Origin of the sequence: Streptomyces sp. NPDC127595, assembly GCF_042671685.1 — a bacterium.
GTDB lineage: Bacteria > Actinomycetota > Actinomycetes > Streptomycetales > Streptomycetaceae > Streptomyces.
This window is the reverse complement of record NZ_JBHXWK010000009.1, coordinates 153,818-166,132: the sequence shown is the minus strand read 5'-3', so window position 1 is coordinate 166,132 and position 12,315 is coordinate 153,818. Positions and strand designations below refer to the sequence as shown.

The following is a 12,315-nucleotide window of genomic DNA, read 5'->3' as shown; positions in this document are numbered from 1 at the left end:
CCCACGGCCCACCGGGCGGGTTTCATGGCGAGGGCGCCAGCACCATCAGTGCTGTTCCCGCCTCCACCTGGTCCCCCGGCATTGCCAGGATTTCTGCGACCACGCCGTTCATCGGGGCGGGGACTCTGGACTCCATCTTCATGGCCTCCAGGGCGAGGAGGGGCTGGCCGAGGGTCACCTCGTCGCCGGGACGGACGTTCAACTGCCAGACGGAGGCGGCGAATTCGGCCTCTATCAGGCGGCCACCCGCGGGGACCGTCACCTCGGTGGCCGGAGCTGTCGGGGTCGACACGGTCTCCGCCCGAGTGAATTCGCCGGCCGCCTCCCAGGCGTCCCGCTCCGCGGCGAACGCGTCGCCCTGCCGGGCCCGGAACTCCCCGATGGAGTCGGCGTTCTCGGCGAGGAAGGACTCGTATGCGGCGAGGGAGAACTCGCCCTCCTCGATGCGTGGGACGAAGCGGCCGGAGATGATGTCGGCGCGCAGGTCGAGCAGTTCGCCGGGTTCGACGGGGTACCACTTGACGCGGTCGAAGAAGCGCAGCAGCCAGGGCGAGCCCTTATCGAACGCCCCGCGCTGCTGCCAGGGCGACCACACCTGGGTCGTACGGCCGACGAACTGGTAGCCGCCTGGACCTTCCATGCCGTAGATGCACAGATATGCGCCGCCGATGCCGACCGAGTTCTCGGCGGTCCACGTGCGCGCAGGGTTGTACTTGGTGGTGACGAGACGGTGGCGCGGGTCCAGCGGCGTCGCCACCGGGGCGCCCAAGTACACGTCGCCCAGGCCCAGTACGAGGTATTCGGCGTCGAAGACCGTGCGGTACACGTCGTCCACCGAGTCGAGGCCGTTCACGCGGCGGATGAACTCGATGTTCCACGGGCACCAGGGTGCGTCGTCGCGGACGCCCGCCATGTAGCGGGCGATCGCCTCACGGGTGGCCGGGTCGTCCCAGGAGAGGGGGAGATGAACGGTGCGGGAGGGGACCACCAGCTGGTCGCTCGGCGGGAGCGCCGCCACGATCTGCCGTACAGCGGTGAGGAGTTCGCGCTGCGGCAGGCGCTGTGGATCGAACTGGATCTGTAGGGAACGGATGCCTGGGGTGAGGTCGGTGACGGCGTCCAGGGCGGTTCCGGCCACCGCCTCCATCAGGGCGTGCACTCGCATGCGCTGGGCCAAGTCGAGTTGCATGGGGCCGAATTCGACCAGCAGGTTGTCGTCGCCGCTGCGCCGGTACGTCACGTCGCCGTCCCGCGCGAGGACGCCGCCGTCGACGATCGCGGCCCGCGTCGAGCCGTCATCGGCGACCGGCGCGAACCGTACCGTGTCACCCGGGCGAAGCTGCCCCAGCTTCCAGCGGTCCGAGCCGGCGACCGTCGCCGGGCAGACGAAGCCGCCGAGCGAGGGGCCGTCCGGGCCGAGCAGCACCGGCATGTCGCCCGTGTAGTCGACGGCGCCCACCGCGTAGGGCGTGTCGTGGATGTTGGAGGGATGCAGGCCCGCCTCGCCGCCGTCCTTGCGCGCCCAGCGGGGTTTCGGACCGACCAGCCGTACGCCCGTGCGCGCCGAGTTGAAGTGGACCTTCCAGTCGGCGGCGTAGAAGTCGTGGATGTCCTCCTCGGTGAAGAACTCCGGTGCGGCATGCGGGCCTTCGAGCGCACCGACGTGCCAGCTCGACTTGAAGACCGGCCGGTCGGCGGTCGGCACCGGAGTCCCCGGGACCACCGAGCCGCCGTGCAGCACATCCCCCGTCCGCAGCGCCCGCCCTCCATGCCCGCCGAACCGGCCCAGCGTGAAGGTGGACGCGCTGCCCAGGAAGGCGGGCACGTCGAGGCCGCCGCCCGCGAGGAGAACGTACGTCCGCAGTCCGTGTTCGGCGGGTGCGCCGATCTCCAGTACGGCGCCCGCAGGGACCCTGACCGGCTCCCACTGTGCAACTGCCGTACCGTCGACGGTGACCTGTGCCGGAGCGCCCGTCACGCACACGGTCGTGGCGTGTGTGAAGCGCAGGGCCGGGCCCTGGAGCGTGCACTCCAGACCGGGTGCGCCCTCGTGGTTGCCGAGGGCCCGGTTGCCGAGGCGGAAGGACAGGTCGTCCATCGGGCCGCACGGCGGCACCCCGACCTGCCAGTAGCCGGTGCGGCCCGGCCAGTCCTGGACGGTGGTGAGTGTTCCGCCCGAGACGACCTCGATGCGCGGGGTCGGATCGGTGACCTCGGCGAGCGTCGCCGTCGAATGCGTGGCGAGCCGGAAGGAGTCGTCCGCCAGCGCCGCGCGCACCAGCCCGAGGTTCGTCTCGATACCGTCGACCCGGGTCCTGGCCAGCGCCTCGTCGAGCCGCGCCAGTGCGTGCGCCCGGTCCGAGCCGTAGGCGATGACCTTCGCGAGCATCGGGTCGTACGAGGTCGTGACCTCCGTCCCCGTCTCCACCCAGCCGTCCACGCGGACGCCTCCTGGGAACTCGACCCGGGTCAACAGGCCCGCGCTGGGCCGGTGTTCGCGGGTCGGGTCCTCGGCGTACACCCGGGCCTCGACGGCATGTCCGCGCGGCGCCCCCGGGTCCCGTACGACCTCGGACTCCCCGCGTGCCAGGCGCAGCATCCAGGCGACGAGGTCGACGCCGTAGATCTCCTCGGTGACCGGATGCTCCACCTGGAGACGGGTGTTGACCTCCAGGAAGTAGGCCTCCTCGCGGGCGGCGTCGTACACGAACTCGACCGTGCCGGCCGAGCGGTAGTCCACCGACGTACACAAGTCGCGTGCCGCTGTGGCGAGTTGCTCGCGCACGGTGGGCGGGAGGCCGGGTGCGGGGGCCTCCTCCAGCACCTTCTGGTTGCGGCGCTGGAGCGAGCAGTCGCGGTCACCGAAGGTGACGACGCGGCCCCGGCCGTCGCCGAAGACCTGCACCTCGACATGGCGGGCGTGCTCCACCAACCGCTCCAGGAACACCCCCGCCGAGGAGAAGGAGGCCGCGGCGACGCGCTGCACGCTCTCCCAGGCGTCGGTCAGCTCATCGGCCGAGCGACAGGCCGACATGCCGATGCCGCCGCCACCGCCGGTGGCCTTGAGCATCACGGGATAGCCGATGCGTCCGGCTTCGCGCAGGGCCTCCGCCAGGTCGGAGAGCAGACCCGTGCCGGGCGCCAGGGGCACTCCGGCCGCGTGCGCCGCCGCCCGCGCCGTGTGCTTGGCCCCGAACAGCTCCAGTTGCTCCGGCGTCGGACCCACGAAGACGATCCCCGCCTCCTCGCAGCGCCGCGCGAAGGCAGCGTCCTCGGAGAGGAAGCCGTAGCCGGGGTGGATCGCCCCGGCGCCGGTGTCCTTCGCCGCCTTGAGGACGAGTTCGGCGTCGAGGTAGGACTCCTTGGCGGGTGCGGGGCCGAGCCGTACCGCCTCGTCCGCCAGCCGCACGTGGGGTGCCGAGCGGTCGGGGTCGGAGTACACCGCCACTGTGCGCAGGCCGAGTTCGCGGGCGGACCGGATGATCCGGACCGCGATCTCGCCCCGGTTGGCGATCAGCAGCGTGTCGAAGGTCATTCCGGAGCCCCAAGGGTCATCTGGACCGCGGTCGGCTCGAAGCCGTTGCAAGGGTTGTTGATCTGGGGGCAGTTGGAGACCAGCACGAGCACATCGCGCTCGGCGCGCAGGGTCAGCTTCAGCCCGGGGGCGGAGATGCCGTCGACGATGCCGAGCGTGCCGTCCTTCTCCACCGGCACGTTCATGTACCAGTTGATGTTCGAGACGAGATCCCGCTTGCCCAGGCCGTACTTGGCGCCCTCCGCGAGGAAGTTGTCCACGCACGCGTGCTGCGACCAGGTGTGATGCCCGTACCGGAGGGTGTTCGACTCCTTGGAGCAGGCACCGCCGACCGTGTCGTGCCGGCCGACCTCGTCCTCGACGACGGTCATCAGCGGGGTGTGCTCGTTGGACATGAGCACACTGCCGGTGGTGAGGAAGAGGTTGCCCTGCGCGTGGATCGTGTCGGGCGCGCTGTAGCGGACGGCGGTGTCGTGGGCGTCGTACACCAGGAAGTCGACGGCCTGGTTGCCGTGCAGATCGGTGATGGTGAGGGTCTCCCCGGTACGGACGACGGCCGACCACGCGGCGCGTGCGGAAACGGTGACCGTGCTCATGCGAGCCCCCTCGCGGCAAGGAATTCGGCGGTGTTCAGGAAGGCGCGGCGGCCCTCGGGTGTGGCCTCCCACAGCGGATCGCCCGGCCTGGTCGCCTCCGAGCGCCAGGCGAGCACCTCCAGCGGCGAACTGACGTACTCCGCACGGGGATCGGCCGGATGCGGCACGTTCGCCAGCAGCACGGTGACGTCCTGTTCGGCCCGCAGGGTCACGCTGCCGCCCGCACCGGCCGAGCCGGTGAAGTCGAGGGAGCCGTCGTCGCGTACCGCCACGCCCTGGAAGAAGGAGAGCGAGGGCGGCAGATCGCGCGGTTCGAGTCCGTTCTTGGCCGCGGCCAGCTTGAAGAGCTCGCGGCCGGCCGGGGACGCGGACTGCGGCGCCCCGTCCCCGTACCGCTCGGTGTTCCGTACGAGGGTGGAGGTGCCGCACAGCGCGTCGTGCCGCTCGGAGGTGTCGGCGATCAGCGAGGCCAGCACGCGGCCCTGGTCGGACAGCAGGAGCTGCCCCTCGCCCAGGTAGGCGTTCCACTGGACCTTGACCGTGTCCGCCACGTTCAGGCGCTCCCAGGGGCGGTCGGCGGCGTACAGGAGCAGATGCGCGCACGCGTCGCCGGTCAGGTCGGTGAGGCGCAGCTCGGTGCCGCGGGCCAGCACCCGGTGCGTGTAGTTGCCGCCCGCCACCGTCTCCGCCCACACCAGATGGCCCGCCTCGCAGGGTGGCGCGGGCCAGTCGCTCGCCGGGACGACGGGCATGGCCTCGGTGCGCGTCCCGTCCTGGGAGCGGGCGTGGGCGCGTGCGCCGTGTGGGGTTGCTGTCGCCATCGCGGAACCTCCGGCCTCCGGTGTTTCTGCCGAGCGAGGTCACCTCCGCCGCTCGGAATTTCTGTCGCTCGACAGAAATTAGGAGGCGAGAGGGTCGGCGCCGTGTCTCGTGCGTTGCCGTCCGGTTACCGATCCCTCACGGTGATCGCCGCGTGACCCGGTGTGCGAGGATCGAACACATGGGAACCGGTGGTGGACGACGGGTCGGCCGGCCGCGGGCGGATCAGCGGCCGGACAGCGGTCTGTCGCCGCGCGACGAACTGCTGGACGCAGCCGCCGAGTTGTTCACGACCCGGGGATACGCCGCCACGACCACCCGCGCCGTCGCCGAACGGGCGGGCATGCGCCAGGCGTCGATGTACCACTACGTCTCCGGCAAGGAGGAGCTGCTCGCCGAGCTCCTGGAGTCCACGGTCACGCCCTCGCTCGCCCTCGCCCGCGAACTCCTCGCCGACGACGCGACCCCGGCCGAGGGCCGGCTCTGGGAGCTGTGCCGCACGGACGTCGAGCTGCTCTGCGGCGGCCCGCACAATCTGGGCGGCCTCTACCTGCTGCCCGAGGTGCGCACCGAACGCTTCGCAGGATTCCATGCCGTACGGGCCGAACTCAAGGACACCTACCGGCAGTTGCTCGCGGCGACGGCTGCCGGGGGTGCGCTCGCCAAGGGTGAGCTGGACCTTCGGACGGACCTGGTGTTCGGCCTCATCGAGGGCGTGATCCTCGTGCACCGCTCCGATCCGGAACGGCCGGTGTCCGCGTTCGCCGAGGCCACCGCGGACGCGGCGCTCCGCATCGCCGGAATCTGACAACTCGGCGCGCTCGGGCGCGGGTTCGCATGCCCGTACGTCGTCACGCGCCGTGTTCGAATGAAGCCACAGCGTGTAAATGGAGCTGAGAGTACTCCTGTCACGTGGGCGATTTCAGGTGCTTGCTGAATATGACACGGCGATGATCCGGTCGGACTAAGCTCGCCCGTAGCGCACCGAGTTGAGATGTATTCGTGCGCTTGTTCCCAAAAGTTACGAAGATTCGGTTTGACCCATGCCGTTTCCCCGGCAAACCTCCCCGATCCCCCAGCCGATTTGTCTCAGAGGGCATACATGGTGAGTGTTCAATCGCCTCCCGGTGGCCGCGAACTTCCCTACGCGCGCGTGCTGTTGCTGCCGGCCATAGTGATGGCCGCGGCGACCGGAGCCGCCGTCGCCGTGGTGACGGATCCCGCTCGTGCCGCCGTCGGCTGGTGCGGAGCCATCGCGACGCTCCTGGTCATCGCGATCGGCGCCGAAGCCGTCCGGCGCGGCCGCGTCGCCCGCGACCTGCGCGCGGAGCTGGCCCGCCGCACCGCATACCTGGAACAGCGCATCGCTGCCCATGACCAGGAGATCCTGTTCTTCACCCACGAGGTGCTGCCCGTCGGACTCGCCCGACTGCACGCCGGAGTGTCTCCGGCGGAGGTGATCCGCACCCTCCCCGAGACCGATCCGGACCTCGGTGAACTCTCCGGGCCGCTGCGCGAGTTGCTGAAGACCGTGCTCAAGTTCATCGACCGTGAGGAGGCGATGCGCGACTCCGCGCAGCGCGCCTTCGTCAACATCGCCCGGCGCGTCCAGGCCATCGTCCACCAGCAGAACAAGGAACTCCGCGAGATGGAGGAGGACCACGGCCGCAACCCCGAGGTCTTCGACGACCTCCTGCGCATCGACCACGGCACCGCGCTGATCGGCCGCCTCGCCGACTCCATCGCGGTGCTCGGCGGCGGCCGTCCCGGACGTCAATGGCCCGAGCCCGTACCGCTGTTCAGCGTGTTGCGGGGCGCGATGTCACGCATCCTGGAGTACCGCCGCATCGAGCTGCACAACGTCGTCGAGGTCGCCGTCAACGGCGTGTCCGTCGAACCGATCATCCACGCCGTCGCCGAACTCCTCGACAACGCCACCCGCTACTCGCCGCCGCACACCAAGGTGCACGTCACCGCCCTGGAGGTGCAGACCGGCATCGCCATCGAGATCGAGGACGGCGGCGTCAGCCTCAGCGACGAGGCCCGCGGGAAGGCCGAGGAGATGCTCCGGCAGGCCGCCCTCGGCGTCGACATGGACTCCCTCGGCGCGACCCCACGGCTGGGCATGGCCGTCGTCGGCCGCCTCTCGAAGATGTACAACCTCCAGGTCTCGCTCAGGCAGTCCGCGTACGGCGGTGTCCGCGCCGTCCTCGTCGCGCCGCGCGCCATGCTGACCACCGACGACGCCCCCGGCCTCGCGCACGGCATCGGCATCGCCTCCGTCCCGACCATGGACACCGACGGTGTCGAGGGCCCCAACCGCAAGCCCAAGAAGCGGCGCCCGACCACCGGCCCCCGGGTCCCCACCCCACTCGGCGCCATGGAGGACGACGTCCCCCAGGTCACCGAGTGGACGGCCAACGGCCTGCCGCAGCGCCGCAGTCGGGTCAAGGTCACCTTCCATCAGCGGATGGCCGAGGCCAGGGCGGACGCCGAGGCGGCGGAAGCGGCCGCCGCCGCGGCGCCCGCGTGGGCCGCCGCACCCGTCCCGGAGGAGAAGGAGCCCGAACCCGGCCTGTGGGTCGAGGCGTTCATGGAAGGGCTCAAGGGCGACCCGGACCCGGCCGCCGCATCCGGCACGAACACCAAGCCGGCCCCTGTGGAGGCCGACGACGAAGGGGACCTCAAGTGATCCAGCAGCGCGCCAACTTCGACTGGATGCTGAAGGAACTCGCCGACGGCGTACCGGGTGTCCAGCAGATCGTGGTGCTCTCCGCCGACGGACTGCGCATCGCCCGGTACGGCGGCGACCCGGACGCCGCCGACCGCGTCGCCGCCGCCTGCGCGGGCCTGCAGAGCCTGGCCGGAGCCGTCGCGGGCGAGATCCCCAACAGCGACGGCCGGATGCGCATGGTCATCATCGAGATCAACGGCGGCTACTTCTATCTGATGTCGGCCGGGCCCAACGCCTATCTCGCGGTCCTCGCCAATCAGACCGCCGAGCCCGGACTGATGAGCAACCGCATGCGCGACCTCGTCGTCCGGATCGGAGCCCATCTGACGAGTCCGCCCAGGCGCAACGGGCAGACCGTATGACTCCTCCGCAACGCCGACGGCGCTACCCCAAGGAAGAACCCGCGGGACCCCCCGACGAGGGACTCCTCCCCGAGGATCCATCCCAGGGGGGACCCCCGAACGAGGGATCTCCCAAGGACGGCCAGGACCCGAAGAACCCCGAGCGTCTGTACCTGCTCACGGGCGGGGCCGAGGGCGGCGACCGGGCAGCCCTCGACCTGGTCACGTTGATCGTGGCGCGCGCCGAGGCGCCGCCGCCCAACGCCCAGCCGGAGAAGTCGGCGCTGGTCCGGCTCTGTACGGCCCCACTGTCCGTGGCCGAGATCTCGGCCTATCTCAACCTGCCGGTCAGCGTGGTGACCGTGCTGCTCACCGAGTTGCTGGCGGCCGAACTGGTACAGGCGCGCGCCCCGATCGTCCGCTCGGCGCTCCCCGACCGTTCCCTCCTCGAAGCGGTGATGCATGGACTTCAAAAGCTCTGACACCATCACGGGCCCTCGCGCCGAGGACCATCTGCCGCACACCACCCAGGCAGCCGTGAAGATCGTCATCGTCGGCGGCTTCGGAGTGGGCAAGACGACCATGGTGGGCTCCGTCAGCGAGATCAAGCCGCTGACCACGGAGGAGACCATGACGCAGGCCGGTATCGGAGTCGACGACAACTACGGCTCCGATACCAAGACGGCCACCACCGTCGCCATGGACTTCGGCCGCATCTCGATCACCGAACAGCTCGTGCTCTACCTGTTCGGAACGCCGGGCCAGGAGCGCTTCTGGTTCCTGTGGAACGGCCTCTTCGAGGGAGCGCTCGGCGCGGTCGTGCTGATCGACACCCGCCGCCTGGAGGTCAGCTTCGACGTCATCGGCCGCCTGGAGGAACGCGGTGTGCCGTTCGTCGTCGCCATAAACACCTTCCCGGACGCCCCCGACTACCCGATCGAGGATCTGCGGTCCGCGCTCGACCTGGCCGAGGAGATCCCCATCGTGCAGTGCGACGCGCGCCGCCGGGCCTCCAGCAGAGACGTCCTGATGACACTGATGCGCTTCCTGCACTCGCTGGCGATGGCCTCGTCGAGCGCCTGACCCACGTACGGAACCGACAAGACGCGGCCCCGCACCGGCACGTACACCACCAACTCCCAAGACACCGGATCCACTTCAGCTTCGGAGCGATCACCGTGACGCCTGAATCCCACTCCCCGACCGGTACGTCCTCGACCGGCACGGACGACTTCACGCTCGACCCGCCGCCCGGCTGCCCCGCCCACGGCCTCGGTCCCGGCGGACTGCGCCGGCTGTACGGACCCGAGGCGGAGGACATGGGAGCCCTGTACGAGAAACTCCGCGCCGAACACGGCACCGTCGCCCCCGTGCTGCTCCACAACGACGTGCCGATCTGGGTGGTGCTCGGCCACGGCGAGAACCTGCACATGGTGAGCACCCCCTCGCACTTCGCGCGCGACAGCCGCCTGTGGACCGCGGTCAAGGACGGCACGGCGGGCCCCGACCACCCGCTCGCGCCGCACATCGCCTGGCAGCCCATCTGCTCCCACGCCGAGGGCGACGAGCATCTGCGGCTGCGCGGAGCGGTCACCGGCGCCATGTCGACCATCGACCACCGCAGTCTGCGGCGCCACATCAACCGCGCCACCCAGCGCCTCGTCAACGAGTTCTGCGAGCAGGGCAGGGCCGACCTGGTCGGCCAGTTCGCCGAGCACCTGCCGATGGCCGTGATGTGCGAGGTCCTCGGCATGCCCGAGGAGTACAACGACCGCATCGTGCAGGCCACCCGCGACCTGCTCAAGGGCACCGAGACGGCGATCGCCAGCAATGAGTACGTCCAGGGCGTCCTGGCACGGCAGACGGCCCGCCGCCGCGCCCAGCCCGAGGAGGACTTCACCAGCCACCTCATCAACCACCCGGCGCGCCTCACCGACGACGAGGTCACCCAGCACCTGTGGCTCGTGCTGCTCGCCGCCTACGAGGCCACCGCCAACCTGATCGCCAACGTGCTGCGCATGGTCCTCACCGACCCGCGCTTCCGCGCCCAGTTGAACGGCGGGCAGATGACGGTGCCCGAGGCGGTCGAGCAGTCCCTCTGGGACGAACCGCCGTTCAGCGCCGTACTCGGCTACTTCGCCAAGCAGGACACGGAGTTGGGCGGCAAGCGCATCCGCAAGGGCGACGGACTGCTCTTCGGGATCGCACCGGGCAACGTCGACCCGAAGGTACGCCCCGACCTCGCCGCCAACATGCAGGGCAACCGGTCCCACCTCGCCTTCGGCGGCGGCCCCCACGAGTGCCCGGGCCAGGACATCGGCCGTGCCATCGCCGACGTCGGTGTCGACGCGTTGCTGATGCGCGTACCGGACGTGCAACTCGACTGTGAGGAACACGAGTTGCGCTGGCGGTCGTCGATGTCCTCGCGTCACCTGGTGGAGCTGCCGGTGCGCTTCCAGCCGAAACCCCCGCAGGACGTCACGCAGTTGCCCGCCCTCCACGCGATGCCGCGCCAGCGGCCGAGCTGGCAGGTCACGACGGAGGACACGGTGTCGCCCGCGCCCGCACCGCAGCCGGCGGCCCCGCAGCCCACGCCGGCGCCGGAGCCCGCATACCGACTCGGCGCCTGGCAGCGGTTCCTGCGCTGGTGGCGCGGTTACTGAGCCGACTCCTCCAAGGGGCCCGGGGACGCCCAGTCGTCGTAGGAGGACCAGGCTTCCAGCACCCGCCCGCTGACGAACCGGTGCCCGTGCCCCGTGACCGGATCGGTGAACTCCAGCCTCCGCGCCAGCAGTTGGAGCGGACGCCGGAAATCGCCGGACGGCACGGGGCCGGTCACCACCGGGTAGAGGGGATCGCCGAGGATCGGCACGCCCAACGCGTTCATATGGACCCGGAGTTGATGGGTCTGCCCGGTGCTGGGCGTCAGCCGGTAGCGCCCGATGCCGTCACGATGCTCGCGCAGTTCGACCCGGGTGACGGCGTTCGGCTCGCCCTCGACCTCCTGGGCGGCCATCACGCCGCGCTCCTTGAGGATCCGGCTGCGGACGGTGCACGGCAGAGCGAGGCCGGGGGAGTACGGCGCGAGGGCCTCGTACTCCTTCCTGACCAGCTTCTCGCTGAACAGCGTCTGGTACGCGCCGCGCTCCTCGGGCCGCACTGTGAACAGCAGGAGCCCGGCCGTCAGCCGGTCCAGGCGGTGCGCGGCGCCGAGCGCCGGGATACCGAGGTCCACTCGCAGCCGGGCGAGGGCGGTCTCCCTGACATGACTGCCGCGCGGATTGGTGGCGAGGAAGTGCGGCTTGTCGGCCACCACGATGTGCTCGTCGCGGTACACGACGTCGAGTGCGAACGGCACCCGCTCCTCGTCGGGCGGCTCACGGTGGAACCACACGAACATCCCCGGCACATACGCCGTGTCGCCCGCCACCGGCCGCCCGTCCGCCGCGACGATCTGCCCGTCCCCGATCATCCGGTCGATCACCTCGGCCGGCGGCGCGAGCCGCTCCACCAGATGCTCCCGCACGGTGACCCACCCCCCGTCCTCCGGCAGCCTGATCCGCACGGGGTCGACCCCGTCACGCTGCGGCAGGGGGGAGGGCGGGGTCCGGGATTTACGTCTCACCTGGTCAAGCGTACGAGGGCGGAACCGTGTCCTGCGCCTCGGTGACCGCCGTACACGGCTCGGGGTGATGGTCGTAGAAGCCGAGGCGTCGGCAAGAAGGCCCTCGTTGCGCTGACGTCGGCGTAGTGGGCTTGTTCGCGAAGGTTGGGCCGGAGCTTCTCGAGGCGTGACCGCGCAACTACCTGAGGGTCATGCCTGATGCATATGGGGCTGTTGCCGCGCCCGGCCTGTGGCCCCGCTCACACACTCGCCGGTAGCCCTTGCCGCCCCCTCCCCGGCCCCCCGAACCTTCGCTCAACTGCCGCTGAATCTCGGGGGGTTGGCATGCAATGCATGAAGTGTCAGTCGGGGAACATAGAGAAGCTCGCCCACTACTGGCAGAGCCTGCCGGCCGAGTCGCCGCTGCGGATCAACTACGCGCCGCCGTCGGAGCCTGACGCCAAGGTGTGGATGGCGCTGCTGGCTGTGCTGGCGGGCATCGCGTTCATGGCGTCGGGCGAGGTCCTCCTCGGCCTGCTGGTCGCGGTCGGCGGGCTGGTGTGGGGTGCGGTCATACAGGCCGCGGTGACCCGGTACCGGATGGCCTTCGCCGAGTGGAGTGCGGCCCGCATCTGCCTGACCTGCACAAACAAGTTCTAGGCGGAGTGGAGAAGGCCCCGGCCGAC

At 70.5% G+C, this 12,315-nt stretch carries 11 protein-coding genes; 7 read left to right on the top strand and 4 right to left on the bottom strand.

The window, feature by feature from the left end:
- Positions 1-22: 22 nt before the first annotated feature.
- Genes ACFVKT_RS27525 through ACFVKT_RS27515 form a run of 3 tightly spaced genes read right to left on the bottom strand, consistent with a single transcriptional unit; the run spans position 23 to position 4,952 of the window.
- Positions 23-3,535 (bottom strand): 5-oxoprolinase/urea amidolyase family protein, encoded by a 3,513-nt coding sequence (locus ACFVKT_RS27525; protein ID WP_385736068.1) that lies wholly within the window; start codon positions 3,533-3,535, stop codon positions 23-25.
- Positions 3,532-4,131 (bottom strand): urea amidolyase associated protein UAAP2, encoded by a 600-nt coding sequence (locus ACFVKT_RS27520; protein ID WP_385736065.1) that lies wholly within the window; start codon positions 4,129-4,131, stop codon positions 3,532-3,534. The genes ACFVKT_RS27525 and ACFVKT_RS27520 overlap by 4 nt, the downstream gene beginning before the upstream one ends.
- The gene (locus tag ACFVKT_RS27515; protein WP_385736062.1) at positions 4,128-4,952 is read right to left on the bottom strand and encodes an urea amidolyase associated protein UAAP1; all 825 of its coding nucleotides are present in this window, start codon (positions 4,950-4,952) and stop codon (positions 4,128-4,130) included. The genes ACFVKT_RS27520 and ACFVKT_RS27515 overlap by 4 nt, the downstream gene beginning before the upstream one ends.
- Positions 4,953-5,131: 179 nt before the next feature.
- On the opposite strand from ACFVKT_RS27515, the gene ACFVKT_RS27510 reads away from it, so the two are divergent.
- From ACFVKT_RS27510 to ACFVKT_RS27485, 6 genes are all read left to right on the top strand, one after another.
- Positions 5,132-5,758 (top strand): TetR/AcrR family transcriptional regulator, encoded by a 627-nt coding sequence (locus ACFVKT_RS27510; protein WP_385736059.1) that lies wholly within the window; start codon positions 5,132-5,134, stop codon positions 5,756-5,758.
- A gap of 294 nt (positions 5,759-6,052) precedes the next feature.
- On the top strand, positions 6,053-7,642 hold the full coding sequence (locus ACFVKT_RS27505; protein ID WP_385736056.1) for a sensor histidine kinase: 1,590 nt from the start codon (positions 6,053-6,055) through the stop codon (positions 7,640-7,642).
- Complete coding sequence (locus tag ACFVKT_RS27500; RefSeq protein WP_365434670.1) at positions 7,639-8,046, top strand: roadblock/LC7 domain-containing protein; 408 nt, start codon at positions 7,639-7,641, stop codon at positions 8,044-8,046. Before ACFVKT_RS27505 ends, ACFVKT_RS27500 begins: the two co-directional genes overlap by 4 nt.
- A complete protein-coding gene (locus ACFVKT_RS27495) occupies positions 8,043-8,507 on the top strand; it encodes a DUF742 domain-containing protein (protein ID WP_385736053.1) in 465 nt (154 codons plus the stop codon). The genes ACFVKT_RS27500 and ACFVKT_RS27495 overlap by 4 nt, the downstream gene beginning before the upstream one ends.
- Positions 8,488-9,108 (top strand): ATP/GTP-binding protein, encoded by a 621-nt coding sequence (locus ACFVKT_RS27490; protein WP_385736050.1) that lies wholly within the window; start codon positions 8,488-8,490, stop codon positions 9,106-9,108. Before ACFVKT_RS27495 ends, ACFVKT_RS27490 begins: the two co-directional genes overlap by 20 nt.
- A 95-nt stretch (positions 9,109-9,203) precedes the next feature.
- Entirely contained in the window at positions 9,204-10,688 is a 1,485-nt protein-coding gene (locus ACFVKT_RS27485; protein WP_385736047.1) for a cytochrome P450, read from the top strand.
- Here the strand turns inward: ACFVKT_RS27485 and ACFVKT_RS27480 are convergent.
- Positions 10,682-11,650: an RluA family pseudouridine synthase gene (locus tag ACFVKT_RS27480; RefSeq protein WP_385736044.1), complete on the bottom strand. Its 969-nt coding sequence runs from the start codon at positions 11,648-11,650 to the stop codon at positions 10,682-10,684. The two genes, ACFVKT_RS27485 and ACFVKT_RS27480, sit on opposite strands and share 7 nt — an antisense overlap.
- A gap of 333 nt (positions 11,651-11,983) precedes the next feature.
- Between ACFVKT_RS27480 and ACFVKT_RS27475 the strand changes: the two genes are divergently transcribed.
- Positions 11,984-12,289, top strand: a complete 306-nt coding sequence (locus ACFVKT_RS27475; protein WP_385736042.1) for a hypothetical protein — start codon at positions 11,984-11,986, stop codon at positions 12,287-12,289.
- The last annotated feature ends 26 nt before the right edge of the window (positions 12,290-12,315 follow it).

Coding starts and splice junctions, on each gene's coding strand:
- ACFVKT_RS27525 (WP_385736068.1), bottom strand. CDS start 3,535: ATGACCTTCGACACGCTGCTGATCGCCAACCGGGGCGAGATCGCGGTC.
- ACFVKT_RS27520 (WP_385736065.1), bottom strand. CDS start 4,131: ATGAGCACGGTCACCGTTTCCGCACGCGCCGCGTGGTCGGCCGTCGTC.
- ACFVKT_RS27515 (WP_385736062.1), bottom strand. CDS start 4,952: ATGGCGACAGCAACCCCACACGGCGCACGCGCCCACGCCCGCTCCCAG.
- ACFVKT_RS27510 (WP_385736059.1), top strand. CDS start 5,132: ATGGGAACCGGTGGTGGACGACGGGTCGGCCGGCCGCGGGCGGATCAG.
- ACFVKT_RS27505 (WP_385736056.1), top strand. CDS start 6,053: ATGGTGAGTGTTCAATCGCCTCCCGGTGGCCGCGAACTTCCCTACGCG.
- ACFVKT_RS27495 (WP_385736053.1), top strand. CDS start 8,043: ATGACTCCTCCGCAACGCCGACGGCGCTACCCCAAGGAAGAACCCGCG.
- ACFVKT_RS27490 (WP_385736050.1), top strand. CDS start 8,488: ATGGACTTCAAAAGCTCTGACACCATCACGGGCCCTCGCGCCGAGGAC.
- ACFVKT_RS27475 (WP_385736042.1), top strand. CDS start 11,984: ATGAAGTGTCAGTCGGGGAACATAGAGAAGCTCGCCCACTACTGGCAG.